Source organism: Selenomonas bovis DSM 23594, from assembly GCF_000381005.1.
Taxonomy (GTDB): domain Bacteria; phylum Bacillota; class Negativicutes; order Selenomonadales; family Selenomonadaceae; genus Selenomonas_C; species Selenomonas_C bovis.
The window spans coordinates 1-25,878 of sequence record NZ_KB908402.1 but is presented as its reverse complement, the minus strand read 5'-3'; the positions used below and the strand labels follow the sequence as shown (position 1 = coordinate 25,878).

At 59.1% G+C, this 25,878-nt stretch carries 24 protein-coding genes; 5 read left to right on the top strand and 19 right to left on the bottom strand.

Features of this window, described 5'->3' with window-relative positions; translation table 11 throughout:
• Nucleotides 1-387 precede the first annotated feature (387 nt).
• Nucleotides 388-966 carry a hypothetical protein gene (locus F599_RS0110105; RefSeq protein ID WP_019543415.1) on the top strand — a complete coding sequence of 193 codons (579 nt, stop codon included), beginning with the start codon at nt 388-390 and terminating at the stop codon, nt 964-966.
• A gap of 358 nt (nt 967-1,324) precedes the next feature.
• Here F599_RS0110105 and F599_RS14125 read toward each other — a convergent pair whose 3' ends face one another.
• Nucleotides 1,325-2,590 carry an NAD-dependent epimerase/dehydratase family protein gene (locus F599_RS14125; protein ID WP_081626374.1) on the bottom strand — a complete coding sequence of 422 codons (1,266 nt, stop codon included), beginning with the start codon at nt 2,588-2,590 and terminating at the stop codon, nt 1,325-1,327.
• Between the two features lie 313 nt (nt 2,591-2,903).
• Between F599_RS14125 and F599_RS0110095 the strand changes: the two genes are divergently transcribed.
• Nucleotides 2,904-4,196, top strand: coding sequence for a pilus assembly protein TadG-related protein (locus F599_RS0110095; protein WP_019543413.1), 1,293 nt, complete (start codon nt 2,904-2,906; stop codon nt 4,194-4,196).
• A gap of 163 nt (nt 4,197-4,359) precedes the next feature.
• Here F599_RS0110095 and F599_RS0110090 read toward each other — a convergent pair whose 3' ends face one another.
• The 12 genes from F599_RS0110090 to F599_RS15760 all read right to left on the bottom strand — a co-directional run bounded on the left by F599_RS0110090 (nt 4,360) and on the right by F599_RS15760 (nt 14,742).
• A complete protein-coding gene (locus tag F599_RS0110090; RefSeq protein WP_019543412.1) occupies nt 4,360-4,827 on the bottom strand; it encodes a DUF192 domain-containing protein in 468 nt (155 codons plus the stop codon).
• A gap of 18 nt (nt 4,828-4,845) precedes the next feature.
• Nucleotides 4,846-5,811 (bottom strand): type II secretion system F family protein, encoded by a 966-nt coding sequence (locus F599_RS0110085; protein WP_019543411.1) that lies wholly within the window; start codon nt 5,809-5,811, stop codon nt 4,846-4,848.
• Nucleotides 5,811-7,193 carry a TadA family conjugal transfer-associated ATPase gene (locus F599_RS0110080; protein ID WP_019543410.1) on the bottom strand — a complete coding sequence of 461 codons (1,383 nt, stop codon included), beginning with the start codon at nt 7,191-7,193 and terminating at the stop codon, nt 5,811-5,813. Before F599_RS0110080 ends, F599_RS0110085 begins: the two co-directional genes overlap by 1 nt.
• 123 nt (nt 7,194-7,316) lie before the next feature.
• On the bottom strand, nt 7,317-7,805 hold the full coding sequence (locus F599_RS14885) for a TadE/TadG family type IV pilus assembly protein (protein ID WP_019543409.1): 489 nt from the start codon (nt 7,803-7,805) through the stop codon (nt 7,317-7,319).
• Between the two features lie 81 nt (nt 7,806-7,886).
• Nucleotides 7,887-8,081 carry a Flp family type IVb pilin gene (locus tag F599_RS15880; RefSeq protein WP_019543408.1) on the bottom strand — a complete coding sequence of 65 codons (195 nt, stop codon included), beginning with the start codon at nt 8,079-8,081 and terminating at the stop codon, nt 7,887-7,889.
• A 93-nt stretch (nt 8,082-8,174) separates the two neighbouring features.
• Nucleotides 8,175-8,318, bottom strand: coding sequence for a Z-ring associated ZapG family protein (locus tag F599_RS0110065; RefSeq protein ID WP_156022002.1), 144 nt, complete (start codon nt 8,316-8,318; stop codon nt 8,175-8,177).
• A gap of 74 nt (nt 8,319-8,392) precedes the next feature.
• Nucleotides 8,393-9,370 carry a type II secretion system F family protein gene (locus F599_RS0110060; protein WP_019543406.1) on the bottom strand — a complete coding sequence of 326 codons (978 nt, stop codon included), beginning with the start codon at nt 9,368-9,370 and terminating at the stop codon, nt 8,393-8,395.
• Nucleotides 9,367-10,494 carry a CpaE/TadZ family protein gene (locus F599_RS0110055; protein WP_019543405.1) on the bottom strand — a complete coding sequence of 376 codons (1,128 nt, stop codon included), beginning with the start codon at nt 10,492-10,494 and terminating at the stop codon, nt 9,367-9,369. The genes F599_RS0110060 and F599_RS0110055 overlap by 4 nt, the downstream gene beginning before the upstream one ends.
• Nucleotides 10,495-10,582: 88 nt before the next feature.
• Nucleotides 10,583-11,419 (bottom strand): CpaE/TadZ family protein, encoded by an 837-nt coding sequence (locus F599_RS0110050; protein ID WP_019543404.1) that lies wholly within the window; start codon nt 11,417-11,419, stop codon nt 10,583-10,585.
• A 70-nt stretch (nt 11,420-11,489) separates the two neighbouring features.
• Nucleotides 11,490-13,148 (bottom strand): type II and III secretion system protein family protein, encoded by a 1,659-nt coding sequence (locus F599_RS14115; RefSeq protein WP_019543403.1) that lies wholly within the window; start codon nt 13,146-13,148, stop codon nt 11,490-11,492.
• A 5-nt stretch (nt 13,149-13,153) separates the two neighbouring features.
• Nucleotides 13,154-14,170, bottom strand: coding sequence for a Flp pilus assembly protein CpaB (gene cpaB, locus F599_RS0110040; RefSeq protein WP_019543402.1), 1,017 nt, complete (start codon nt 14,168-14,170; stop codon nt 13,154-13,156).
• Nucleotides 14,171-14,595: 425 nt separating this feature from the next.
• Nucleotides 14,596-14,742 carry a hypothetical protein gene (locus tag F599_RS15760; RefSeq protein ID WP_169337823.1) on the bottom strand — a complete coding sequence of 49 codons (147 nt, stop codon included), beginning with the start codon at nt 14,740-14,742 and terminating at the stop codon, nt 14,596-14,598.
• A 59-nt stretch (nt 14,743-14,801) separates the two neighbouring features.
• On the opposite strand from F599_RS15760, the gene F599_RS0110035 reads away from it, so the two are divergent.
• Nucleotides 14,802-15,437, top strand: a complete 636-nt coding sequence (locus F599_RS0110035; RefSeq protein ID WP_019543401.1) for a prepilin peptidase — start codon at nt 14,802-14,804, stop codon at nt 15,435-15,437.
• A 465-nt stretch (nt 15,438-15,902) separates the two neighbouring features.
• Here the strand turns inward: F599_RS0110035 and F599_RS0110030 are convergent, their stop codons facing one another.
• From F599_RS0110030 to F599_RS14105, 6 genes are all read right to left on the bottom strand, one after another.
• Nucleotides 15,903-17,573, bottom strand: a complete 1,671-nt coding sequence (locus F599_RS0110030; RefSeq protein ID WP_019543400.1) for a hypothetical protein — start codon at nt 17,571-17,573, stop codon at nt 15,903-15,905.
• A gap of 20 nt (nt 17,574-17,593) precedes the next feature.
• A complete protein-coding gene (locus F599_RS0110025) occupies nt 17,594-19,057 on the bottom strand; it encodes a hypothetical protein (RefSeq protein ID WP_156022001.1) in 1,464 nt (487 codons plus the stop codon).
• Between the two features lie 91 nt (nt 19,058-19,148).
• Nucleotides 19,149-19,406: a hypothetical protein gene (locus tag F599_RS0110020; protein ID WP_019543398.1), complete on the bottom strand. Its 258-nt coding sequence runs from the start codon at nt 19,404-19,406 to the stop codon at nt 19,149-19,151.
• Nucleotides 19,407-19,420: 14 nt separating this feature from the next.
• The gene (locus F599_RS0110015; protein ID WP_019543397.1) at nt 19,421-19,906 is read right to left on the bottom strand and encodes a hypothetical protein; all 486 of its coding nucleotides are present in this window, start codon (nt 19,904-19,906) and stop codon (nt 19,421-19,423) included.
• Nucleotides 19,903-21,468 (bottom strand): NAD(P)/FAD-dependent oxidoreductase, encoded by a 1,566-nt coding sequence (locus tag F599_RS0110010; RefSeq protein WP_019543396.1) that lies wholly within the window; start codon nt 21,466-21,468, stop codon nt 19,903-19,905. The genes F599_RS0110015 and F599_RS0110010 overlap by 4 nt, the downstream gene beginning before the upstream one ends.
• 177 nt (nt 21,469-21,645) lie before the next feature.
• The gene (locus F599_RS14105) at nt 21,646-23,196 is read right to left on the bottom strand and encodes an ATP-binding protein (protein ID WP_051081688.1); all 1,551 of its coding nucleotides are present in this window, start codon (nt 23,194-23,196) and stop codon (nt 21,646-21,648) included.
• A gap of 405 nt (nt 23,197-23,601) precedes the next feature.
• Here F599_RS14105 and F599_RS0110000 point away from each other — a divergent pair, with 405 nt between their 5' ends.
• Nucleotides 23,602-25,116: a pilus assembly protein TadG-related protein gene (locus F599_RS0110000; protein ID WP_019543395.1), complete on the top strand. Its 1,515-nt coding sequence runs from the start codon at nt 23,602-23,604 to the stop codon at nt 25,114-25,116.
• Between the two features lie 370 nt (nt 25,117-25,486).
• Nucleotides 25,487-25,699 (top strand): hypothetical protein, encoded by a 213-nt coding sequence (locus F599_RS0109995; RefSeq protein WP_019543394.1) that lies wholly within the window; start codon nt 25,487-25,489, stop codon nt 25,697-25,699.
• Nucleotides 25,700-25,878: the final 179 nt, after the last annotated feature.

The window sequence follows — 25,878 nt, the reverse complement described above, 5'->3', positions numbered from 1 at the left end:
CAGTTGTTGTAATATAGTCATGGGAGAACAACAACATCTCGTATGTTGTTGGAGGCAGAGGTATAGAGGCAAAAAAGGAGAGCGTTCGGTAGCTCTCTTTTTTGTTGCCCGCGCACAGCCCTCCGCGGCAGAAAGCCGCGAAACACTTTCTAAGGAAGCGCTGATTCCTCCATTCCACACTTCCTAAATACATGCCATTTGTGCTAAAATCAAAAGAGAACGCAACGAACGAGGACGCTGCTGCGAGTGAAAGCTGCGCTGGACAACCAGGCTTTCCCGCTGGCGTCTCACATGATATGGCGCGGCGCAGAGGCCGCAGCAAACTCAACGCACAAACGTCCACTTCATGGACGTTTTGCGCGCGCCCGAAGTGACAGGAGAAAACAGATGGTAAACAAGATCTACGCCCTCGTCGGCCCCTACGCCTCAGGAAAGAGCACACTAGCCATGCAGCTCATCTCGATGGGCATTCACTATGTACCGACCTACACGACCAGGGAACCGCGCAAGGGCGAATATCCGCCCGGCATCTTCCGGACGCTCAGCCAGGACGAGTTCTTCCGGCAGCAGTTCATGGTGCGCGTCGCCTACCAGGGCGACTACTACGGCATCAAGAAGGACGACATCCTCGCCGCCCTCAAGCTCCATCCCACGAGCCTCATCCTGCTCGACGCGGGCGCCATCGCGCAGCTCAACCACCTCCTCAAGGGCAGCCTCGTCACCATCTTCCTCATGACGGACTACGTCACCCTCGTCTCGCGCATGCTCAAGAAGGGCTGCGACAACGACACCATCAAATACCAGCTCGAGTACGCGGAGAGCAACAAGGAATACGAGGCCTACAAGGAGACGGACTTCATCGTCAAGAACACGCAGGAGCCGCACGTCGCGCTCAAGCAGATCCTCACCATCATGGGCCTCACGACGCTCCTGCCGAAAGAAAAGCTCGCCGCCCGCCTCGCCTGAAAGCGGCAGCTGCGCGCAGACGCCTGTAGAGCAGCCTGACGGCGCCCACGCACCAGCAAAAAAGACTGCTGCACCCAGCGATCTCCTCAGGGAGCACGCTTGCGTGCAGCAGTCTTTTGCTATGTAAATCCCCAAGAGCGCAAGCCGCAGGCGCAGCGCGATTGGCTGGATTTACTGCAAGGACGGGCGCACAATGTCCACGAAGTGGACGCTTGTGCGTTGAGTTTACTATGTAAATCCCCAAGAGCGCAAGCCGCAGGCGCAACGCGATTGGCTGGAAATCCTCTAAGGGCAGGCGCACAGACGTCCCCAGACGCGTGCATCGCCCCTGTTGATCGCAATCAAGCCGCGGCAGCGCTCAGCGCATCCGGCGCAAAAGCCCTTTGAGGCCGCCGCTATCCCGCCGCACCGTCTTGTGACGCTCGCGCAGGGACGCCGCCGCCTCTTTCGCCGCCTCCAGCGACGCGTTGCGCACATCCTCATCGCTCTCCTCCACGATGAGGCCGCCCTCCTGCAGCGTGCTGACCGTCCGCTTGAGCCCGGTGGCCAGCTCGGTCCGCCGCTGCCAGCCCAGGCCCTGCAGCTTGTGCGTGTCGAGCTTCGCGTTCGTATAGAGCACATTGCCGAGGCGCGCCTTCTTCTCCGGCACATCGAAAGCCACCTGGCGATTCGCCATCTTCTCGAGGAACTGGCCGATCTGCGCCTCGCGATCCGGCAGATCATAGATGACCTTCGTCCCCGCATAATCCGCGAGGAACTCCGCGATATCCTTGAGCGTGCGGAGCTTGCCAGAGCTGCCCGCGATATTATACGCCGAGCCGTTCTTGCCGGCGAGCAGCACATGCAGGATCCCCATCACGGCATCCGCCACATAGCAGCAGGATACATGGCGGTCGCCCTCCTCATGCAGCACGATGTCCTGCTGCTTCGCGCAGTCAAGGATCATCTGCGAGAGCGGCTTCGTATCATCCTGACGCATCGTCGGCCCATAGACATGCGCGAGCCGCGCGATCACCACATCCAGTCCGTATTGCGACCGCCACGACTTGCAGAGCGTCTCGCCCGCGCGCTTGCTCTCCGCGTACGCCGCGCACACCGTATTGCAGTTGAGACTCCCGTAATATTTCTCATCCACGCAGTCATCCGCCCGCCACGGCTCCCCGTAGATACTCCCCGAGGAAATGAACATGAACCGCTTCGCACCGCAGTCATGCGCCACCTCCAGGAGATTCTCCGTGCCGTAGATGTTCGACATCATCGTCTCCACCGGATGCTCCAGGATCCTCATCGGCTGCGTATCGCAGGCCGCATGGATCACGAGATCCACCGGCTCCGGAAACGCCGCCGGCTGCGTCACGTCCCACGGATAGAACGAGAAACGAGGATCCTCCCAGATATCATCGAACCGCTGCCGCGCCGTATCCTCATCGCGCCCCACCGCATACACCGTCATGCCGAGCTGACGGATGCTATTGATCGAAAACAGCGTATCGACGAGGAACGTGCCGATGAGCCCCGTCGCCCCCGCCAGCAGGATGCGCTTGCCGCGCAAACGCTCCCATGGCAGCGGCATCAGGTTCATGCACTGGATATCCTGTTGATAATACGAATGCAGACTAAACATAGAACTCCCTCGTTTCCAGAAAATAAAAAATGATGAAACACCAGTCGTTACACCAGCATCTTCACGATACTCTGCACACTTCTCCAAAGTTATTATATAATAATCTCAAAAAAAAACAAGCGTGATGAAAAAATAGAAAATTATTCCATACGCTGAAAAATCCCCCCTGCCCAGACGAAAATCATCGCGCTGCGTAATTGATTTTTTGTAATTTCTTTAGGAATATAATTATATTTCTTTTGTTTTATGCTATAATACAAATATAAAATTTAAATAATATGAAGTGGAATTACAATTGAAAGGGGATACTGTTATGTTATCGTTTTTTCGTGGTTTCCTGCGACAGAGAGGCTCTGTCCTCCTGCTGACGGGACTCCTGCTGCCGTTCGTGATCGGCGTGACCGGCCTCGCCGTCGACGTCGGCAATCTCTACCTCACGCAGTCACGCCTCCAGAACGCCGCTGACGCCGCCGCCCTCGCGGGCGCTGCGGACATCCGCGACGACCTCATCGCCCACCGCACAACGGTGCAGGGCGTCAAGGCGAATCACAGCGCCGCCGATAACGTGGCCGACGGCTACGTCGACGACAACCTCGGGAAGGATGTCGCCAGCAGAGGCTACGATGTGCCGGAGGCATCCGCCGCCCAGCTCAAGTACAAAGTCTCTCTCACCGAGGACGTTCCGCTCTATTTCCTGCGCGTCTTCATCGCTGACAAGACGCGCAGCGTCGGCGCTGCGAGCACGGCGGCCATCATCGGCAAGGGCAAGACGGCGACCAGCAAGCATTTGTTCGTGTTCAAGGACGGCATGGAAGAGGTCAACTCCATCAACAATCCGGACAACATGAACATCAAGGGGCAGATTTCCTCTACCTTTGACGGCGATATCGCCTACACGGACGGCGTCACCTCCGGCGCCCCGGATTATACGCCCATCGCGAACCCCAGCTATTTCCCGCCGAATGGCATACAGTACAGCTCGCAGAACGCGAATCTCAAATACTTCTTCACGAAGCAGGCCGCGGATGAGAACTGCTCTGTGACGGAGGCGGAGGCCAACGGCTATGGCCACCAGGCAAACTACACCGCGTACGATATGGACGCGCTGCACCGCCAGGTGACGGCCATGACACAGGTCCGCTACACGAACGGTCAGAACCCGGACTCCAGCGAGGCGATCTTCGACCAGAATACGTCCACGGCCATCTATATCAAGGAGCCGAACGTCAACCTCTCCGTCAACCGTCTGCCGGGCAGCGACACGCACCCAAATGATCCCGTCTATCTCAACATTGATGACAGCACCGGCGTCGTCAACATCAACGTGAACTCGGATAACGTGCGTCCGCTCGTCGTCTGCTACAACGGAAAGGGCGAGATCCATTTCAACATGCATGGCCATACCTTCCGCGGCATCATCTATGCGCCGAACTCCCCGAAGATTCTCTGCAACGCGGGTGGCGGCAACTTCTACGGCTCGATGATTGCGAGCGGCCTCGACCTGCGCAACGATCGCGGCCACTTCTTCTACGAGGATTTCGACGGCAGCAGCGGCTCCGCTGCCACCGGCGGCGCTTCCTCGGACTACGAAATCAAGCTGCTCTAAGGAACCACTGATTCTTCAGCACTCCGTCTTCACGCGTCTGCGCTGCACTTTCGCCAGACCAGGTGAGCGCGCGCAGCAAAGCAAGAGAGCGCCCTCCAGTGATCAGACCACTGGAGGGCGCTCTCTTGTTTTCTTACTCAGGCCCAGCAGGCCGTCTGCGCTGTCACGCGTCCGCCGAGAGCCGCTCGCCGACGGCGAGGCCGAGGCGCGCGGCGGCGCCGGCGGGGAGCTCCAGGCAGCCCCAGGCGCCGCGGCAGCAGGAGAGGCCGAGCCACGGCAGGAGGTGCGGCGCGATCTTCAGGATGCGGCAGTCGTCGTCGAGATAGACGGCGTCGATGGCGAAGCGCATGAAGCACATGTGGATGCTCGCGCAGGGCGCGAGGAGCAGACCGCCGTCCGCGGGCAGCGCGCGCCGCAGCATGAGGCCGCAGAAGCGGCGCAGGAAGGAGTCCGCGACCTCGGCGCGGATGATATCGCCCCGCGCCGTCCGCAGCAGGCGCATGGTCTTGCCCCGCTCTGCCTGCGGCGCCTCGCCTGTCACCTGCGGCGTCTCACCTGTTGCCCGCGGGGCGTCGCTCGTCCCCGCGGGCGGCGCTGTCAGCGTCTGCCGCGGCAGGGTACCGTTCTCCATTTGCTCATCTCCTCCGGCTCAATGTCCGAGGTTCTTCATCAGGGACAGGGCGGACGGCACGAGCGTCACGATGAAGAGCGACGGGAAGATGAAGAATACGAGCGGGAAGATGATCTTGACCGGGGCCTTCATCGCCTCGGCCTTGACGTGCTGGCGGCGACGGTCGCGCATGTTGTCCGCCTGGCTCTTCAGCGTGTTCGCCATGCTCGTGCCGAGGCGCTCCGACTGGACGAGCGCCGCCACGAACAGCGAGACCTCCTGCACCTCGCAGCGCTGGGCGAGGTTCTTGAGCGCGGTGCGGCGCACCATGCCCATGCGCACATCCTCCTGGAAATGGCGGCATTCGTCGATGAGCGGGCCATGCATGCGGCCGATGATCTTCCGCAGCGAGCTGTCGAACGAGAGGCCCGCCTGCACGCTGACGCAGAGCAGGTCGAGCATCTCCGGCAGCTGCGACTGGATGGCCTGCTGGCGCTTCGTCGCCATGATCTTCGTCACGGAGATGGGCGCATAGCCGCCGATGAACGTACCGAGCAGGACGATGGCGACTTTCTGCACCGCAGAGAAGTCCGCGGCCTGGAGATAGAGCCATGAGAGCACGCACATCGCCACCGCGCCGAAGAAAATCGCGGCGAAGAGCTGCCCCACGGACCATTCGCGCTGCTTGCCCGCGAGCACGATGCGGTGTTCGAGGGATTTCGCCATGCCCGCCGGCGCGAACTGGCCGAGGAACTGGCCGAATTTCTCCATGAGCGGCTGGATCACGCGCTCGGAGAACGTCATCTCCTCGAGCGAGCGTCCGCGCAGCGCGGCCTTTTCCGCCTCCGTCTTTTCCCGGCCCTTGCGCGGCATGGCAGTGATCGCGTCGATCTTCTTGATGCGGCTCTGCACCTCGGTCTCCGAGCGCACCTTGCTTTGCAGGAGCCCGTAGAGCACGAGGAACGTGACGACGATCAGCGAAATAGTAAATAGGAAAATCAGCATCAGTAATCCCCTCCTGCCTGGGAAACATCAAAGAAATCATCCGGCAGCTCGACGCCGTTGAGCTCGAACTTGTCGATGAAGCTCGGCTTGAGCCCCGTGCCCTCGAAATGGCCTTTCGCCTTGCCGTTCTCGTCAAAGCCCGTCTGCACGTAGTGGAAGATGTCCTGCGTCGTGATTGTCGCGTCCTCCATGTGCTGCACCTCGGTGACATAGGTGATCTTGCGGCTGCCGTCGCGGATACGCGACTGCTGGATGATGAGGTCGATGGCCGACGAGATCTGCTCGCGAATGGCGCGCACGGGCAACTCGAAGCCGCTCATGAGCACCATCGTCTCAAGACGGGAGAGCGCGTCGCGCGGGCTGTTGGCATGGGCCGTCGTGAGCGAGCCGTCATGACCGGTGTTCATGGCCTGCAGCATGTCGAGCGCCTCGCCGCCGCGGACCTCGCCGACGATGATGCGGTCAGGACGCATGCGCAGGGCGTTCTTCACGAGGTCGCGGATCGTGATCTGGCCCTTGCCCTCGATGTTCGCGGGACGCGACTCGAGTGTCACGACATGCGTCTGCTGGAGCTTCAGCTCGGCCGCGTCCTCGATGGTGACGATACGCTCGCTCTCGGGGATGAACGACGAGATGACGTTGAGCGTCGTCGTCTTACCGGAGCCAGTACCGCCGGAGACGAGGATGTTGATGCGCGCCTTGACGCACGCGCGCAGGAACTGCGCCATCTTCTCGTCGAGCGTGCCGAACGAGATGAGGTTCTCGACCGTCAGCGGCGTCTGGCTGAACTTTCGAATCGTGAGCGCCGGCCCGACGAGCGAGAGCGGCGGGATGATGATGTTGACACGGGAGCCGTCCTTGAGTCGCGCGTCCACGAGCGGCGACGCCTCGTCGATGCGGCGGCCGAGCGGTGTGAGGATGCGCTCGACGATGTTCATCAGATGCGCGTTGTCGTGGAACTTCACATCCGTGAGCTCGAGCTTGCCCATGCGCTCGACGAAGACCTGCTTCGGCCCGTTGACCATGATCTCTGTGATGCTGCCGTCCTGACGCAGCGACTCGATGGGCCCGAGGCCGAGCATCTCGTCGCGGATATCCGCGACGATCTTGTGGCGATCACTGCGCGGGATGGCGAACGGATCCTCCTCGAGTACCTTCTCGCAGTAATGATCGATGATGAGCTCGACCTGCCGCGGGTCGGGATTCACACTCGCGAGGATCTGCTGCTCATCCGGCTGCATCTCCTCGATGATGCGCTGATGGATCCGCTGCTTGACTTTCAGATAGGAAGCATCTGTATCTTCTTTCTCCTGCTCCGTCTCGAATATATGAACCTGCTGGTTCGACCCTTCCTTGCGCCCCAGGCGCGTCAGTAACGACATCTGCTTTCACTCTCCTCCGTCTCTGCACGGAACCACCTGCCCTGTCCGCCCTCTTTTACTTGCTGCGGACAGGGATATCAGAAACTACCAGACACAGCCGCGGCCTCTCTGCCTGCATGCCGGCTACGACTTCTTTTCCTGTGATAAATCGTACTCGCTGTACATCGTATAGGTAACATCGAGATTCAGAACCTTCGGAGATGCTCCCGCCCACCGGATGAGCAGACGCTTGAAAATAGTTGCGGCATTTTCTCTGCTCATATCAATCTTGGATTTGAGCGTGACCACGACATTACCGTGGTTGCCCGTCGTCGCCTCCGATATGTCTTTATCCACATGGATATATGCCAGGCCTTCGCTATATGCCTGCGGGCCCCACTCATAGAGACCGGCCGTCAGATCCTGGGATAAATACTTGTTCTCCAGTTGTCGGTAGGTCGATGGCCCGCCGATCGACGCCTCGCGCGCGCAGCTGCGCGCCATGTTGTTGAGCGCGATATAGTCGCTGATGGCAGCGCCGAAATAGGCAATGCCCATGATGAAAACGAGGAAAAATGGTATGACGATGCCGAACTCGACCATACTCTGTCCTCTCTGCCCCCTGCGCAGCATAGAACCCCCCCTCCTAGAAAATAGGCTGCCATGAAGCCCCTGAGAGATTCATGGCAGCCTTTTGAGACAACACTCGTAGAATTAGTTACCCTGGGAGACACTTTCAATGGCCGTCGATGCATGACCGAACGCACTCGAAACGGAGTTCTTGAGGCCGCCGTTGAATGCGACAACCGCGATGCCGACGACGAGCGCGACGATGAGCGCGTACTCGACCATGCCCTGTGCCTTCTCGGACAGATAACGTGCCTTCAGATAGTTGATGATCTCAATCATAACAAATACCTCCTGTGAATAAAACCTGTAAACTTAAAAGATTCTATGTATGTCAATCTCCGAAGAGAGTAACACCGATGGAACCGCTCTGCTTCAGGTACCTGCAGCGAGCGTATCGACTTTCTCCGCCGCACGGGCAAAGATATCGACAATGGATTGCTGGAGTTGCGGGTTCGTCACCGAGATAACGATGAGAATTCCGACCGTGAGGGCGACGATGAGTGCATACTCTACCATACCCTGCGCCTTCTGCTGCGACAGGAGACACCGAAGATAAAGGTATCTGCCTTCCATGTCATTCCCTCCATGCTTCAAACCTTGATATCGACAATCTTCTTGATGACCAGATAGCCCATGATCTCCATGACAACGGCTACCCCGATCGCAATCCTGCCCGCTGTCTCCGTAAAGAGCGGCATGATATACCCGGGACTGACCATCGTGATGAAGCCCGCCAACGCTACGGGGAGCAGCGCCATGATGACGCCCGACATACGCCCCTGCGCCGTGAGCGCGAGCACCTCGCGCCGCATGCGGATGCGCTCCTGGATCGTGTCGCTGATCGTGTTGAGGATGTCGGCGAGGTTGCCGCCGACCTGGCGCTGGATGAGCACCGCCGTGACGACAAGCTCGAAGTCCGGGCTGCCGACGCGATGCTGCATGTGCGTGAGCGCATCCTCGAGCGACGCGCCGACATTGATCTCGTGGAGCGTCTTCTCCGCCTCATGGCCGATGGGGTCATCCATCTCGCGCGCGATGAGCTCGAACGCCTGCAGGAAGCTGAAGCCTGAGTGCAGCGCGTTCGCCATCATCTCGAGCATGTCGCCGAGCTGGTTCGTGAACGCCTTCTGGCGGCGCTGGATGTGCATGTTGAGATAGAGCATGCCACCAACGATGCCGAATACGAACGCGATGACCGCCGAGAGCAACTTGAACGTGACCGCGAGCACGATGAGCGCGAGCAGCGCGCTGCCAAGGAAGAGCAGGACGGGGAACTCCCGGCCGAGCAGCGGCCAATCGGCCTGCTCCATGAGATCCGCGAAGTATCCCTCCGACTTGAGCTCCGGCATCTTGGAGGCGATGCTGCGCACGAGGCGAAGGATCTTCTCCTTTGGCGTCGGACCTTTCTGCTTTTTCCTTCCTTGGAAAAGCTCCCTGCGCGCCTTCTGCTCGGAGAAATACTCCATGCGCTTCTGCAGGTTCTGCTTGCGGCGCGCCTGCATCATGATGAAGGAGGAGAGCACAAGGAATGTCAGTGCAACCGTCAAAACGGCGAGTAATGCGTTCATACACTCCTCCATCCACTAGAATGACGTCCCATAATCTTCGAGACGAGCTTGCTCACGCTCTGCGCGAACGGGCTCGACGCCTCGATATCGACGGCCATCATCCCGCTGTCCGCGGCGGTCGAGACCTCCTCATAGGCGTTGGGGATGATGCCTGCCACGGGGAACCCCAGCGCACGGCCGATCTCCTCCTGGCTCGCACGATCGCAGGGCGTCACGCGCGTGAACACCGCCTTGACGCGGTCCTCATAGTCCGGCCAGTCCTTGAAGATCTCGAGCGCCTCGCGCATGTGCTCGATCTCGTAGCCGCCGTTGATCATCGCGACGAGGATCGTCGTCGTCGAGAGCTCCGACGCCGCGATGGACGTCGGGTTGAACGCCGGCGGCACATCGATGAGCAGATACTGATAGAGGCTCTGGGCGATGCGGATGATGCGCTCGAGGCTCGCGATGCTCACGCGGTCGATGAGGTTCGGCGCGCGCGTGCCGCAGAGGACATGCACGTTCTCCGTCACCGGCATGAAATACGGCGCGAGCGTGACCGGCGAGAGGAACTCCGCGTCCCGCGCCGCCTCGACGATGGTCGAGGTCGGCGACAGACTGAAGAACACCGCCATGTCGCCGAACTGCAGGTCAGCGTCGATGATGCCGACCTTCGCCCGCGACCGGCGCGCGAGCTCCATCGCGAGGTTCGCGATGAGCGTCGTCTTGCCGCTCTTGCCCTTCGGACTGAAGAACGTGTACGTCTCACCGCCGACGACCATGCCGCTCTTCGCGAACGCCTCGACGGCATTCTTGAGCTCGTCGCTCGTGAACGGCTTGACGATGTAGCCGCGCGCCCCTGCCTGCACGAGATGCGCGGCGGAGTCCGCGCGCCATTGCTCGCCCATGCAGATGATGGAGACGTCCGGATAGAGCCGACGGAAGTCCCGGATGAGCTCCGGCGCCTTCTGCCCGTCGGCGCCGAGGAGGATGATGTTCGGCTTGAACACCGTGCCCTGTCCGAGCGCGTCGCTCGCTGCCTGATAGCGCGCGACCAGCTCGAACCCCGGCGTCTTGCTGATGGTCATCGAGAGCTGCTCCAGCATGAGCCTGTCCGGCTCGACGAGCAACACACGGAAGCCCATAGGACTTACCTCCTCTCACTAAGTATATCGTTAGATTTATCAAAAGGAATAAGGGTTTTGTAAAATTTTTTTCAGCTTCCAAAAACAATCAGCCGAAAAGTCTCCCAAGCAAGGACGACTTATGTTCCCGTCTCGCCGGTTCCTCCACGCCGCCCAGCGAACGGTTGCTGTAGAGTCCTACCAGACCGCGGATGGCATCGGAGAGAGCGATGTCCTGATGCTCGAGCACGAGCGGCTTGCCGTCGATGATGGACTGGCTCGCCGCCTGGAAGTCGTTGGGCAGGACGTAGTAGAACTCCTGCTTGAGGAGCTTCTGCACATCCTCGCTGCTGATGCGCGTCTTGGCGTTGCTGCGGTTCAGCACGAGGCGGATCTTCTCACTGTCATAGCCGAGCGTGCGGAGCGTATCGCTGCCGATCTTCATGTTCTTGATGGTCGGCAGGAAATCGACGACGCCGAGATACGTCACGATGGTCGAGATGTCGAGCAGCATGAGGTTCAGCTCGCTGAACATCGAGGTCGTATCGACGATGACATAGTCGAACAATCCCTGTAGGTGCTCGATGACCTTCTGCGCGACGCTCGTCTCGATATTGTAAGCCTCCTCGAGCTTGCGCGGCGCGGCGAGCACGGCAAACATGATATTGCGGCAGGAGTAGGGCGTCAGGCATTCGCGCACATCGAACGAGCTGCCCGTGAGCTGGATGCTGCGCTGGGCATCCATGAGCGTCTGCTCCGGCTCGAGCTGCAGATAGTTGCAGACATCGCCGAACTGCAGGTCGTAGTCAACGAGGACGACGCGCGCGCCCTGACGGGCGAGCTCAGCCGCCATATTGATGCCGATGAGCGTCTTGCCGACCGAGGAGGCCGTACTGAAAAAGGAAATCACGACACCGTTGATGGTTTCCTGTTCTGCCGATGACATGACATGCTCCTTTCTTGCGCGCCGCACTCTGGCAGCGCCCCCTGACGCCTATGATCACGGGATGGCGAGATTATTTCGCCTTGCCATCCTTGAGGACGCTGTGATCGAGGTGTTTATTGAGGAGAGTGTCCTTCTTCTCCTTCGCGGCCGCGCTCTTCTTATCCTTGGAGGCTTTGGCCGCCTTTTCCGCGTTCGCGCGGTCTTTGGCCGCCTGGGCCTCAGCCCGGCGCTCTTTTTCCTTCTGCGCGGCCGCTTCCTTGGCTTTCTTTTCCTTCTTCTCCTGCTTCGAGGACTTCAGATCCGGGTCGTTGACATCGACCTTCGGCAGTTTCGCCTGCTCCTGCTTGTCCTCCGCGTAGGCATCCTTCATTTTCTGCGACATCGCGACCGGCGTCGTCTCATTGACGACACGCGGCGTGATGAGGATCATGATCTCGGATTTCTGCTTGCTGTCGTTATGGTATTTGAACAGTTCGCCGAGAATCGGAATGTCACCGAGAATCGGAATCTTTGTAATCGCCTTGGCATCGTCCGAATCGAGCAAGCCGCCAATAACCATTGTCATGCCGGAAGGAATATTGACCATCGTCTCGGCTTTCCGCGTTGCCTTGGCAGGCCACACAGAACCATTGACTGCCACACCATTCGCTCTATCGAGACGGCTCACTTCTGCGAAAAGGCGGCTTGTGACGTTGCCAGAAGAATCCACTTCCGGATTGATCAAATTGAGGAAGATACCATATGGTTCATACTTCACAGTCACATTGCCATTTTTATCAACCTGCGGATAAGGAATCTCCCCACCGATGTTGATGCCGGCTGACCTACTGCTCATCGTCGTGATATTCGGACGAGAAATCACACGCGCATGTCCCTGCTCGACAAGGGTGTGGATTTTCGCATTGATATCCGAGAAATGCGTGTAGAGCCAGTTGCGCGTGTACCAATGGCTGCCCGCATAGCGCATGAGATTGCTGTGCATTGTATCACTTTTAAAATTGCCATCCTTGTCATAGCGATACCTCGTGATATCTCTGCCGTCCTTATTCGCGTACCAGGTGCCTGGTGTCCCCACCGAGCTGTCAGCACCGTACTCGATGCCGATCTGCTTGGCATCGTTCGCGTTGATCTCGATGATCTCTGCTTCGATGTTGATCTGATCCGGATTGATCATCTCGAGCAGGTTGATGACCTTGTCATCACCGTCAATGCTATCATTGACCTCTGCGTCTTCGGCGAGCAGATTGCGTTTCTGTGCCTTGTCCTCCGTTCCGTTGCCGCCCGCATAGAGCGAGGCGACGCGGTAGGCGAGCGTCTTTTCCTTCTGGTTCTGCACCGTACCCGTCAGCAGCACCTTGCCGCCCACGACCTCGACCTTGACCTTCGGCAGGCCGATGGCCTTGCGGATGGTCTCAGCGAGGCCCGAGTCGACGCCGCTCACACAGATGCGGAAATCCTGCCGCATGCCGTCGGCCGTCCAGACGGTGAGGCTCGTAGAGCCGGTCTTCTTGCCGATGACGTTGAGCGCCCGCTTGTCGACGACCGCGACATCCGCAATCTCCGGGTTCGTGACCGCGACACGCTTGATCGCGCTGCCCTGCGGCAGGTAGTAGGACTGGTTCATCTCGAGATAGATGGGCTGTACGTAGGCGTAGGCAGGTGCCTGGCTCACGGCAGCGATGACAGCGGCGCCGAGGGCGACGCAATATTTATGATGGATACTGAACATTTGCTTCACTCCCACTTGGAACTCGTTCCGCGAATAATCTCGATGCCGCTGCCGACCTGCGACGCTGCAGGCGCGGGGGCCGGAGCCGCGGCGCTCGCCGGGGCCGGGGCCGCCGGACGCGAGAACGGCGTCGGGGCTGCTGCAGGCGCTGCTGCCGCCGCGGGCGCTGCCGCGGGTGCCGCCGCACCGCCATCGAGCAGCTTGAAGAAATCTGTGTTGACCGTGAAGATATCCTTCGGATGGAACGGACGAAGCACGAGGTAGATCGTGCCGTTCTGCGAAGCGACAGCGAGCTTCAGCGCGTCCTCCGGCGTCAGCGCGAGCGTGGCGGTCGCCATCGTGTCGCCGCTGGCCTTGACCTGGCTGTTGTCCTGCGCCTTGGCATCCTGCTTCTTGTCCTGATCCTTGTTGCTATCATTGTCGTTTTTCGGCTGGCTCTTGGGAGCTTCTGCGCCCGTGCCGCCGGTCTTGTTGATGCCGAGCAGCATGACGTTCTGCAAGAGGATCTCGCCGGACACCTTGTCCTTGCCCTTCGAGATGATCATGACATCGACGTAGTCGCCGGGCTTCGCGAAGCCCGCGACGCCTGTCACATCAGAGATGCCGATGGACATCGCGCGGCAGTTGTCCGGGATCATGCCCGTGAAGCCCGCCATGCGCGGATCGACGAGCACCTTCTTGTCCGTGATGACGTCGCCCTGCTGGATGGGAACGCTCGCGGGACGGTCGATGACGTTCACCATATCCGTGACCGCGCCCGCCGGCAGCACATCCGCCGGCATCTCGACCACCTGGAGCATCGACTCCTTCACGAGCGCCCGCTGCGGGATATCCTGCTTTGCCACGACGACCTTGACGCGCTGCGCCGTATTGGTCGGCTTTGACTCTGACGCATTGTTCGTCAGGGAAACAAAGACCGCCGCTCCAAGGAACATACTGACCATACCAGCAATCAAGAGCCACTGCCGGTAGGAGAGTTTTGAGAGAGCTGCGCTCAGCCCTCCGAATGGGTTTTTCGCCATGGCTACTCCTCCTATGAACGAAGCATGATGCGTCGCGTTCATGTTTTAGGAATCACTGATGAATTCGGCACTCCGTCTTCACGCGTCTGCACTGTCCTCTCGTCGTCGACAAACCTCAGCGTAGCTTCGGCTACGCCTGCGGTTTATCTCCTAGAGAGTACAGCGCATCCACGTAAATCCGGAGCACCTTATTTCATCAGTGGTTCCTATAAAAATGATTCTAATAATTGGGATTATTACTTTATCGTAATGCTCGTTATTGAGTATAGCATTTTTGCGTTCGGAATGGAATATTTTTTTCATCCTTTTTTCAAAATTAAATACTAAGTCCTTTTTTCATACTGCGGATAGGTTATTTTCCCTGGTGAAATCTTCCATTCCATGTGACATCCGGCAAAAAGGAAGGAAAAAAGATGTTTTTCTTTCTATTCTTGTTTTTTATTGCGATTGTTTTCTTTTTCTTTGAACTTATTTTTAGAAATAGATAAAGGAATTGCGCGTGATTCCTCCGTTCTCATTCTTTTTTCTTTTTTTCTAGCGATATTCCATTTCCCCTTCGCAGCTCCCGCCATTTTCTGTCATTTGTCATCCCCAGCGGCTTATATTATACTGAGAAACGGAGGTGTATTCTATGATCTTTTCCCTTTTGGCAGCCGAGGCGTCCGCCCTGCTCGCAGGTGTGCTAGGGGCGCGCTGGGTGAACGGTCTCTATGCGGCGAATCCTGACATCATGAGTTTCCCCGACCAGGTTCCCCGGCAGCAGCAGCGCCACGCACGTCTGCTCTGCGGGCTGCTCAGCCTGCTCTTCTGCTATACCGTGCTGACGATGCGGGCTGCGGACGCCGTCCATCTCGCCTTCCTCCTATTTTTTGAGTTCTTCCTGCTGGTCTACACACTGACGGACTTCGAGCAGCAGGTGATCTTCGACCGGATGCTCGTGCCGTTCGCGGCCGCGGCGCTCGTCTCCCTGCCGCTGCTCGGCCGCGATATCCCGGATCATCTGATCGCGAGCGCCGCGGGCTTCGCCGTCTTCCTCGTCCTCGCGGTCGCAACGCGCGGAGGCATCGGCGGCGGCGACATCAAGCTCATCGCGGCGCTCGGCCTCTGGCTCGGCACCGACCAGCTCCTCACCGTCGCCTGCACTGGCATGATTTTAGGCGGCATCGCCGCGCTCCTCCTGCTCGTGACGAAGCGCCGCAAGCGCGGCGAGATGTTCGCCTACGGCCCGTATTTCACCGTCGCGACGCTCGTGCTCGCGCTCATCTGAGAGAGAGCAGAGCAATGAGGCTACCCGCGGCGTATGCTCGCACAGCCTTTCACCGCCGCGGCAACAAGCGCCGATCCTGTGAGAAACAAAGCAAGAGACTGCCGCACGAAGCGATTTTCCTACAATATATAGATGAAGGATATTACTCATCTCCTAGATATTGTAGAAAAAGCTTGCGTGCGGCAGCCTCTTTTTCATTTTTACTCCTTTTTACGCATTTTAACACACATGTGCATTAAAATAAAATTATACACATGTGCGTTTAGGTGCGTAAAAGTGCGTTCGAGGTGCGTTCGCGATGCGCGCGAAATCAAAACCGCCCTTACGGCTCGTCAGGCCGTAAGGGCGGTTTGCTATGTAAATCCCCAAGAACGCAAGCCGCAGGCGCAGCGCGATTGGATGGATTTACTGTAAGGGCGGGCGCACAATGTCCACGAAGTGGACGTTTGTGCGTTGAGTTTGCTATCATTGCACCTCCGGACGATATGCGTAGAGGCGCACATGCTTTTCCTCCTGCTGCTCCGCCTCGGAGAGGCTGTCGTCCTCTGCGGAGTCGTAGAGCAATACGTAGTCGGGGTCAGCGGCGAGGTAGGTGTAGAGGAGCTCATCGTCGGTCGTCAGGAAGTGCGTGAAGCTGTAGCGGCGCTGGAACTCCCGGTAGTCGAGGAGGCCGTAACGGAGGTCAATATACTCCCGCAGGACGTTCTTCTGATGATTGAGCTGCGGCAGGAAGACCTCGGCGCGCGCGTCGAGATAGCAGGGGATGCCGCAATACTCCATGTAGTCGCCGTCGTCGTAGCCCGTATAGAGGCGGATCTCCGACGGCTGCCGCGCCGCGAGCAGCAGCTCGGCGCTCCGCGCGATCGAGCGGTCGACCATGTGCGGCGGCTGCCACCGCAGCGCGAGCAGCGGCAGCAGGAAGAGGGCGAGGAGGGCCGCCGTGAGACGCATCTCGCCGGACGCGAGGATCTCCGCCCGCGCGCGCCCGCGATAGAGCCGGTACGCGCAGGCGAGCACGCCCAGGAGAGCGAGCGCTACGAGGAGGAAGAACGCCTCCTGCCGCGCAGCGCCGGCCGTCTCCCGCGCGAGGAGGAACACCACGAGATCCATGACTGCGACCAGGAAAAAGAGCAGCAGTCCCCGCCGGCGCAGCTGCGGCCAGGTGCAGGTGCCAGGCGCCTCCCGCCAATCGCGGAATATATAGCCGATGCCGAGCGTGCCGAAGAGCAGGAAGAGGAAAAAGCTGCGGTACGACAGGAGCGCCATCAGGCCCGTACCGAGCGCGAGCAGCTGATAGCGCAGCGGCGCCGCCCTGCGGGCATAGAGTCCCAGCGCCACCAGGACGAGGACGAACGGCAGGCCCACATAGAGATTTTTCAGGGAAAGCGGTGTCATCTCACCGACAAGCGCGTTGATCTCCGCGCTGCCGTAGCCGTGCGCCGCATAGACCATCGCCTCGAGCCCATAGGGATTGCAGAGGCCCGCGAGGAAGCTGACGCAGAGGAGCAGCAGCAGCTCGTGCGGCGGCCAGCGGAAGTCTTGCCGACACCAGCGGAACCGTCCGCCTACGAGCGACTCCAAGAGATAGGGCAGGAGGAACACGAGCAGCATCGGCCACATCGCCGCGTGCAGGTTGATGAGCAGCACCGAGAGCACGAAAAAGACCACAGGCAGCGTGCGCGCCATCCGCGCGCGCTGCCGCTCGAGCAGGCAGATCTCGACGAGGAAGATGAGGGAGGATGCCATCTGCGGCCGCTGGGTGATGAAGATCCAGCCAGCAAAGACCAGCACCACCGCCGTGAGCAGAGAGGAGACACTCTCGTTCCCGCCCGTCACGCGCAGCTGCAGACGGTAGTAGAGCAGCAGGAGCAAAGCGCCCGCCACCCAGGAAAAGGCGACTAGGCCATAGACGCCGCCGATGCCGTAAAGCTGCCAGAGACCGAGCGCGAAGAGCCACTGCTGCATGACGAAATGGAACCCCTCGTGCAGCGTGAACGGCTCGATGTGCGGGATGCCGAACGCCTCCAGATAACGACCGCTGCCGAGGAGGAACCAAACGTCGTTATTCACGCGGTTCCCCACAAAGGCCATGATGGCAACGAACGCCAAGATCAAGATTGCCTGGGAATGTTTCATATCTTGATTCTCCTGTCATTTCATAGATTGGCACGGTAAACGCGGAGGCTGCACGCAAACTGCGGAGCATCATACTCGTAAAGCAGCGTATAATCCTCGTCCGACGCCAGTGCATCATAGAGATAATCATCATTTTTCACAAATAAATAGTGAAAATCATACCGCCGGAGGAATTCCTCATAGGGCAGTTGCTGCTCTTGGACGGCATGGTACTCCGCAAGGATATCCTTGCGCCGGTTCATCTTCCCGGTAAAGGCCTCATCACAGGAATAATGATAAACCGGTATCTGCGCGAAGGTCAGATAGCTGCCGATGTCCCTCACGGCATAGACATTGCCGATGTCTCTGCCCTGCGCGGCCGCGTCCTCCCGCATGGCCTGCAGGCCCGCGCTCCACTCTGCCGGGATGACGTTTTTCGGTAAAAGGATGAAATTAGCAAGCAATAAAAGCGACATGGCAGCCGTGCCAACACACAGCATACGTCGTTTCTGCCGCGGGGAACAGGAGAAAGGGAACTCCCTGCAGCCCAGACGGGCAAGCGCGAGCATGACGCAGGGGAAAAACAGGTACAGAGAACGCTCTGCTATCATCGCCATGAAACCTGTCCCAAGCACGAGCAGCAGCAGCGGTAACTCGAAATGCCAACGGAGCCACTTCCAAATCATATAAACCGTAAACAAGGGAATCAGAACAACCAGGAAGGGCGCCCTCACGGCGAGCGGCTGCATCTCCGTTGAGATGTAGCGCAGGCTCGGCGTGCCGCTGTTGCTGATGCCGTAGCCAAGCATCTCGAGCCCGTACGGATTGAGCAGTGCAACGACGAAGATGAGCGCGGCATAGACGGCGAGTGTCCGCCAGGGGATCGCCCGCGTGCTGTCAAAGCGCGAGGAGAAGAACGCCAGCCGCCCCAGCGTGCTCTCGAAGAAATAAGGCAGCAGGAAGACAAGCAGCATCGGCCACATCGCGGCGTGCAGGTTGATCTCCAGCACGGAGAGGAGCGGGAACAGGAGATAGCCATAGCGCCGCCGCTCCGGATGCGCGCGGAGCTGCTGCAGGAAGAGCAGCTCGATGAGAAGGAAGCCGCAGGTCAGCATATAGGGGCGTCCGATGTTCATCATCAGCACGAAGAACCCCGCGAAGAACGTCTCGGCAAAGGCCAGCCCCCGCCGCCCGCCGGAAGCGTGCAGCAGCAGGCGGTGCAAGAGCAGCAGCAGCACGATCTTCGTCAGATAGCCGCAGAAGAGGATGCCGTAGAGGCCGAACGCTTGGTACACCTTCCAGTTCCAGAGCGCGAAGAGCCACTGCTGCATGATGTAGTGGAAGTGCTCCCCCGCATGCACGGAGAACATCAGCTCGTGCGGGAGGCCGTACTGTTCGATATAAGCACCGCTCGGGATGAAATAATACACATCACAGCTCAGTATGAAGCTGCCGAAAAAGCAGCCGCTGACCATCAGTAAATAATATCCACAGGTTTTCCCCATCTGCTTCATCCTTGCTGTCATATCCGTCATATCTGATGGCACGCTCCTTGTAGATTATCGAAAACACATCACCGCTCCCGCGTGGGGCGTCTCAGTCCCGCGGCGCCGCAGAGGAGTTTTCCGCCGGGCGATAGGCGTAAATACGGAGCTTCTTCTCCGCTTTCTTCATATCCTCCGGGATGGCATCGTCTGTCTCACTGTCCCAGAGCAGCACGTAATCCGGATCGAGAGCGAGGTAAGTGTAGAGAATATCGCCCTCCGTCACGACGAAATGTGTGAGCCGATACCTCTGCTGCAGCGCATGGTAGTCGATGCGCCCTGAACAGACATCCTCCCACTCCTTCAGCACGTTCTTCTGATGGTTCAGCGCGGGCAGGAATACCTCTGCGCGCGCGTCGGCCGCGCCCTATACTGCTCGAACAGATAGATTTCCGCGAGGAAGATGAGCGCTGAAGCAACCTGTGGTCGCTGGCTGGCGAAGAGCAGGCAGATGGGCAGGCCGACGAGGCCCGTGAGCAGGCAAGCGAGTTTCCTATTTCCGGCGCTCACGAGGATCTGGAGGCGGCAGTAGGCGAAGAGAATCGCCGCACCCGCTGCCCAGGAGAAGGCCACGAGGCCCCAGCTGCCCGCGTGCGCGTAAATCTGCCAGAGCAGCCAGGCGAACAGCCATTGCTGCATGACGAAGTGAAAGCCCTCGTGCAGCGTGAACGGCTCGACATGCGGGATGCCGAACGAGGCGACATAGCGCCCATGATTCAGCAGGAACCAAGCATCGCTGTTCACACCGTTGCCGAAATTGAGCATGAGCAGGACGAAAACGAGGCCGAGTGTCGCATAGACTGTCCTCATTCCGCCGCCTCCTGCGTCTCCTGATACGCCTGCTCCGTATTGACCTCCCAGAGCGCCGTCTTATCCTCGCTGCCCGCGCGCAGGAGCTCGGCCGCGCGCAGGCCCGTGAGCATGGAGTGATCCATATTGTTGTAGCGGTGCTGGCCGTTGCGGCCGATGCAGTAGAGATTCGGCACGCGGTCGAGCGCCGCGCGCACGGCGGGAAAGTCGCGGTAGCTGCCATAGTAGGCGGGGTACGCCTTCTGCATACGTACGACATGCCCCTCACGCACGGCGCCGGGACGGATGACGCCGATGCGCGTGAGCTCTTCCTCGGCAAAGCGAAGGAACGCGGCATCGTCCATCGACCAGAGCGCGTCGCCCTCCTGACAGAAATACTCGAGCCCGATCCAGACCGTATGCAGCGGATCGCGCACGAGGTAGGGCGACCAGTTGTTGAAGATCTGCAGCCGCCCAAGCTTCACCTCCGGCTCCTGGACGTAGATCCAGCAGTCGGGCACGATGTTGCCAAGCGTCTTGTGCACCGTCTCGTTCACGAGCTCGAGGCGGTCGACGAGCAGTCCCGCCGTCATGAAATCGCGGTAGGGGAGCGCGGCGGCCGTCTCGCGCACCTCAGCACTGAGCCAGTCCTCCGGCAGCGCCGCGCAGAGATCTTTCACCGGCATGCTCGAGAGCACGGCATCCGCCGCAAGGCGCTGCCGACTGCCGTCTGGCGCGCGGTAGACGACCTCCTTGATGCAGCCGTCCGCGCCGCCTATGAGCTGCTCAACGCGGCAGCCGAAGCGGATCTCGCCGCCCCGGCGCTTGACTTCCGCCGCGAGGCACTCATAGAACTGGCCGGGACCGTGCTTCGGATAGGAAAAGCGCTCGATGAGCGAGGTCTCGACCTTCTTTGGATGGAGATGCAGCGCGCGGGAGAAGAAATCCGCTAGCACCGCACCGAGCGAGATGCCCTTGATGCGCTGGCTGCCCCAGTCCGCACCGATGCGCCGCGGCGAGCGGCCCCAGACCTTCTCCGTGTAGCCCTCGAAGAACGTCTCGTAGAGCCGCCGCCCGAACCTGTTCACCATGAAGTCCTCGAGCGTCTTTTCCTCGCGCTTGTGGACGCAGGAGGCAAAATACGACGCCCCGATGCCGCACATGCGCGCAAAACCGAGATTGCGGATGGTCGAGAGGCTCAGGGAGACGGGATAGTCGAAGAACTTGTGCAGGTAGAGGATGCGCGAGATGCGCTGGCGGTTCAGAAACACCGCGTCCGCCGTCTCCGGATCGACGCCGTCCGCGCGCGTCTCAGTCTCTCTTTCAAGCAGACGGTCATCGAACGCAGGCGCCGAGGCGTAGGGTAGGATCTCCTCCCAGAGCGCCTGCACCTCCGGACATTTCGTGAAGAAGCGATGGCCGCCGATGTCCATGCGGTTTCCGCCGAAATTCACCGTGCGGGAAAGGCCGCCGACGACCTCATCCGCCTCGAGGATGATGGGCTGGATGTCTGATTCCTTCTGCAATGCGTACGCCGCCGTGAGTCCTGCCGGCCCCGCGCCGATGATGATGACTTTTTTCATACTGCTTGTGCACCTCTCGTTCTATCCCTTGTTGCTAGGCTTCTCTTTTTCTCTTTATTTCTAACCTAAAGATAATTGTAACAGGTTCTTATGCTTTTCACAACCGACAATAACGCCGTTTTCACATAAAAATACCGCGCGGCATCGCGCGGTATTTTTATGCGGCTGGAGCGCCTGTCACTTCTTGCTCGGCTGGAGCATGCGTTTCTTCGGGCTGGTCGCGTTCGAGAGGGTCGTGCTCGAGGGGTTCCAGCGGCGGCTGTCGTCGCCGACGAGCTGCGAGGGGAAGGGGCGGAGGCCGTCATTTTGCGGCGCGCTCTCCCGTGCGTAGGCGGGCCGTTCTTCCTGCGGGGCAGGCTGCCACGACGGGCGCTGCGGCTCCGGCTTTGCCTGATAGCTCGGCTCTGGCGCCGGCTGCGGCGTCGGCTGTGGTGCCGGCTCTGGTGCCGGCTGCGGCGCTGGCTCCGGCGCTGGCTGCGGTGCTGGCTGCGGTGCAGCTGCCGGCGCGCTTTCCTGCGCGGCCTGGGGCGCTTTTTCCTCGGCCGGGTGCTCCGCTGCCTTGCGGCGGTAGAGGTTGACGCGCACGTCGCCGTTGAAATCGATGATCTCCGGCTCCTCGAGGCCGTATGCCTTGCATTCCTGCAGGATGCGCGGGATGCCGCTGCCCCATTTCTCGATGAGGTTCATATAGGCGAAGGCCTGCGCGAGGGAACGGTTGCGCACCTTGGAGCAGCCCTTTTTCATCTTGTTGATGGTGACGCCGCGCAGGAGCGCGCCCGGCGAGGTGATCTCGACGCGGTCGTGGAAGATCGCGATCTGGATGGACTCCGCCTCGGTGTAGCTCCTGTGCACGATCGCGTTCGCGATGAGCTCGCGCAGGCTGTCGGGCGGCAGCTCATAGACGTCCTCACGGTACGCGCCGTCGAACGTCGCGCCCATGTTGATCTTCTCGAGGACATACTGGAACGCCTGCTCCATCTGCGACTGCACCGTACCGCGGATCTCGCGGCGGTCGAGGAAGATGGAACGGTTCTCCGTCTTGAACACGGCGCACTGGATGATCGGCGGGAGGTTGCACTGGTTCGTGAGCAGCGCATAGGCGTTGGTCGCGTAGGTCTTGCCGTCCTCCTCGTCGATGATGTTCCATTCCTTCAGCGTTTCCTTCGTGATGGGGTTCACGGCGCGCTTCTGCTCCGGCGTGAGCGCGCGGCGCAGCGCCACGTCCTGCATCTGGTCGCAGAGGTGCTGGATCTCGTCGTCCTGCAGCACGACATCCGGCAGTCTCTGCTGGTCGAACGCGACTTCCTTGCCGCCGATGATGAGTTTCTTGAGCATCTCGATGCCGGCCGGCTTCGTCACGTGTTCCTCGCGGATGTACGTGCCGAGGAGCGCGTTCTCATTTTTCAGAAAATACGGTCCCTTCGTGCCAGCGGGGATGTCCATGAGGATGACCGCCTTGCCGTCGACCGACTGGATCATCATATTCGGCTCGATGGCTGGCTCGCAGCTCTCGTGGATGCGCTTCGAGATGGTGTCCATCTTTTCGAATACGCTCTCGCGCGGGATGCCGACCGCCTCTCTGCCGTCCGCAGACACGCCGAACACCATGCGTCCGCCGCCGCCGTTGGCGAAAGCGATGACCGTCTTCATATATGTCATGTAATCATCGGCTACCTCTGCCTGATATTCGACATCCTTCGCGTTGCCGATGAGCATTTGCTGATCCATTAGATGTTCCTCCTCTTTTTGTTCATATCGATATAGTCGATTATATCATAAATATCGTGTTTATGTGGAAAAATATATCATTTTTTATTTTTCTTTGCAACTAATTAATTGCGGGCGCGACGTACCTGCAAAATCTTTTCCGCCGCTTGGAAAGGGAGCTGCTTCGCTTTCCCGCAGCGGTCTCCTGGAGAGATACCGCGCATCCACGCAAATCCGGAGCACTTCATTTCATCAGCGCGTCTTTATTCAGCGGTTCCTATATTATTTTTTTGTATCGCATTCCAGTTTATGGATTTACTACCTTTTTACTAGCAAATGATTGTTTTCTGAAAAGCGAACTGTTATGATTTCCCTAAAAAGTCAGCACCGAATGATTTCTGTCTTTCGACAAGGGGGATGTGAAAAGTGAACGGCTTCTTCCGGAAATTCCTTGCGCCGCTGCGCGGCGAGCGCGCCGCCGTGCTGATGCTCACGGCGGTCGCGCTGCCGATGATCCTCGCTCTGACGGGCCTCACCGTCGATATCGGCAACGCCTATCTCGTGAAATCCTCGCTGCAGAACGCCGCGGACGCCTCCGCGCTCGCGGGCGGTCATACGTATGCCGACACACACCGGCAGATCACGCCGACGGAGAACCGCGTGCTCAGTTTCACGCAGAAGAATCTCAAGAAGACCATCGCGAAGGGCAGCACCGTGCCGGCGGATAATGATACGGTCAACGTCGAGACACAGATCGAGGGCGACCACGTCGATGTCTATCTGCGCCAGCGCGTGCCGATGATCTTCCTCGGCGCGGTCGGCAATCTGCTCGGCGTGAAGAATCTCTCGGTCATGAACGTGAGCGCGGCTGCGCGCGCGCGCCTCGCTGCCACAGGCAGCGGCAGCGGCTATTTCGACTATACGGTGTTCGGCGCGGCGACGACGACGAAAGATGGGAAAAAAACGCAGCCCGCGAACAATCCGGAGGAGGCCTCCGTCAACTTCAAGGGCAAGCCGCACAATCCCTACAAGATCGCTGGCAACATCGGCAGCAACGGCCGCATCGGCCTCAACAACAACGAGGGCGGCGAGTACAATTTCCAGATGAACGGCGCGAACGGCATCAACGAGGACGGCATCTCGCGCATCGATACGAGCAGTCTCTACGATCCGCAGGATATGTTCGCGAACCCGCAGGGCACGGCGACCGGGCCGAAGAACTCGAAATACAATACGCGCGTCAACGACCCGCCCATCGATATCTCGTTTTCGCCCCAAAATCCCATAACGAGCGATCTCTATGCGTTCTACCAGAAGGTCAAGGCGCTCTCCGCGTCGAATCTCGCGGCGGCGGAGCAGAAGGGCTGGTACTGCGACGATACGACGCCCGCGACGCAGAAATACCAGTTCATCGCAGGAGGTCTGACGAACTATAACGGCAACCTGCGCTGGGGGCAGGATCTCAATCCGCTCGGCGTCCAGTGCAACAGCAACGACATCTACAAGGACAAGCACTCGGCGGGCCTCACGGAAGATCAGGAGCGATTCCGCGTGATCATCGTCAACGGCGACGTCGAGCTCAATATGGAGAAGACGACCACGGGCGACAAGCTGCATGCCTGGGATATGAACGAGAAGTACCAAGACGTCGACGGCGATGGGCAGACGCACGACAACTACGCTGTCATCATCTCGCTCCACGGCAACATCCACATGCACAATTACTCGAAGTTCCGCGGCATCATCTACGCGCCGGAGGGCACGGTATGGCTCGACTCCTATGACCACATCTACGCCAATATCGTCGGCCAGCGCGTCATCATCGACAACCAGAACTACGACGTCGAGGCCGGCCCCTTCCTCACGAAGAACAACGCCAACAACCCGGATCTCCCGCATCTCAACTCCCCCCAGGTGACCGTCAAACTCGAAAGCATCTAAAGCATCTGAAACACACGAAAACCTTCCTTTTTTCTCTGTGAAAGAAGGAAGGTTTTCTTTTTTCCCATTTTTTTCTCATAGGTTCAAAACCATGTTCTTCTATACTAGACAATAGGACTTAGGTTCTCTTTGTTCCTGATAGATCTTGCAGTCCTACTGATCAGCAGGAACGCACCTCACTGAGGAGGCACAGCGACACGATGTGCTGCGCCCTATAGGAACAAAAGCGACCACCGCTTCCGCAGGAAAACGCTGACACGGCACGCCGAGAGAGCAACAATCCTGCGGCGGCATATGCTGGCGGCACAGCGGTATGGGGGTACCGCCCGCCCAGCAGATATCTATATAGGAGTGAAATGAGGTATAACAAATGGATCAGACAAAAGAGCAAAGAAAAAAGCAGCCGTTCGACGAGCGGCAGGAGCGCGTCAAGCATCTCTATAACACCATGCAGCGTTCCCTGCAAGTGAAAGAGGAAAAAGAACGGCGCAACGATTTGGCGAAGCTTACGAACCTCGGCTGGATTGCAGCCCTCGCGGCCATCGCCGTCTTGCTTTTCCTACTCTGGAAATTCTTCGGCTGAGGCGCTGGCGGCAAAGGCCTCACCTGCGCGCGCCGCGCAAATCGAAAAGCGTCGCCTGACAGATCGAATGAAAAGGGGCTGTTGCACGTATCAACAACGTGTAGCAGCCCCTTTTAGTTTGCAAAAAAATGTTGCCAAGGACTTAAAAATCCTTGGCAACAGGCGTAAAATATAGATAT

Coding starts and splice junctions, on each gene's coding strand:
- F599_RS0110060 (WP_019543406.1), bottom strand. CDS start 9,370: ATGAACGCATTACTCGCCGTTTTGACGGTTGCACTGACATTCCTTGTG.
- F599_RS0110095 (WP_019543413.1), top strand. CDS start 2,904: ATGTTATCGTTTTTTCGTGGTTTCCTGCGACAGAGAGGCTCTGTCCTC.
- F599_RS0109995 (WP_019543394.1), top strand. CDS start 25,487: ATGGATCAGACAAAAGAGCAAAGAAAAAAGCAGCCGTTCGACGAGCGG.
- F599_RS14125 (WP_081626374.1), bottom strand. CDS start 2,590: ATGTTTAGTCTGCATTCGTATTATCAACAGGATATCCAGTGCATGAAC.
- F599_RS0110050 (WP_019543404.1), bottom strand. CDS start 11,419: ATGTCATCGGCAGAACAGGAAACCATCAACGGTGTCGTGATTTCCTTT.
- F599_RS14885 (WP_019543409.1), bottom strand. CDS start 7,805: ATGCTGCGCAGGGGGCAGAGAGGACAGAGTATGGTCGAGTTCGGCATC.
- F599_RS14115 (WP_019543403.1), bottom strand. CDS start 13,148: ATGTTCAGTATCCATCATAAATATTGCGTCGCCCTCGGCGCCGCTGTC.
- F599_RS0110035 (WP_019543401.1), top strand. CDS start 14,802: ATGATCTTTTCCCTTTTGGCAGCCGAGGCGTCCGCCCTGCTCGCAGGT.
- F599_RS0110010 (WP_019543396.1), bottom strand. CDS start 21,468: ATGAAAAAAGTCATCATCATCGGCGCGGGGCCGGCAGGACTCACGGCG.
- F599_RS0110105 (WP_019543415.1), top strand. CDS start 388: ATGGTAAACAAGATCTACGCCCTCGTCGGCCCCTACGCCTCAGGAAAG.
- F599_RS14105 (WP_051081688.1), bottom strand. CDS start 23,196: ATGGATCAGCAAATGCTCATCGGCAACGCGAAGGATGTCGAATATCAG.
- F599_RS0110065 (WP_156022002.1), bottom strand. CDS start 8,318: ATGGTAGAGTATGCACTCATCGTCGCCCTCACGGTCGGAATTCTCATC.
- F599_RS15760 (WP_169337823.1), bottom strand. CDS start 14,742: ATGGCGGGAGCTGCGAAGGGGAAATGGAATATCGCTAGAAAAAAAGAA.
- F599_RS0110030 (WP_019543400.1), bottom strand. CDS start 17,573: ATGAAACATTCCCAGGCAATCTTGATCTTGGCGTTCGTTGCCATCATG.
- F599_RS0110015 (WP_019543397.1), bottom strand. CDS start 19,906: ATGAGGACAGTCTATGCGACACTCGGCCTCGTTTTCGTCCTGCTCATG.
- cpaB (WP_019543402.1), bottom strand. CDS start 14,170: ATGGCGAAAAACCCATTCGGAGGGCTGAGCGCAGCTCTCTCAAAACTC.
- F599_RS0110080 (WP_019543410.1), bottom strand. CDS start 7,193: ATGTCGTTACTGACGCGCCTGGGGCGCAAGGAAGGGTCGAACCAGCAG.
- F599_RS15880 (WP_019543408.1), bottom strand. CDS start 8,081: ATGATTGAGATCATCAACTATCTGAAGGCACGTTATCTGTCCGAGAAG.
- F599_RS0110055 (WP_019543405.1), bottom strand. CDS start 10,494: ATGGGCTTCCGTGTGTTGCTCGTCGAGCCGGACAGGCTCATGCTGGAG.
- F599_RS0110025 (WP_156022001.1), bottom strand. CDS start 19,057: ATGGGGAAAACCTGTGGATATTATTTACTGATGGTCAGCGGCTGCTTT.
- F599_RS0110085 (WP_019543411.1), bottom strand. CDS start 5,811: ATGCTGATTTTCCTATTTACTATTTCGCTGATCGTCGTCACGTTCCTC.
- F599_RS0110090 (WP_019543412.1), bottom strand. CDS start 4,827: ATGGAGAACGGTACCCTGCCGCGGCAGACGCTGACAGCGCCGCCCGCG.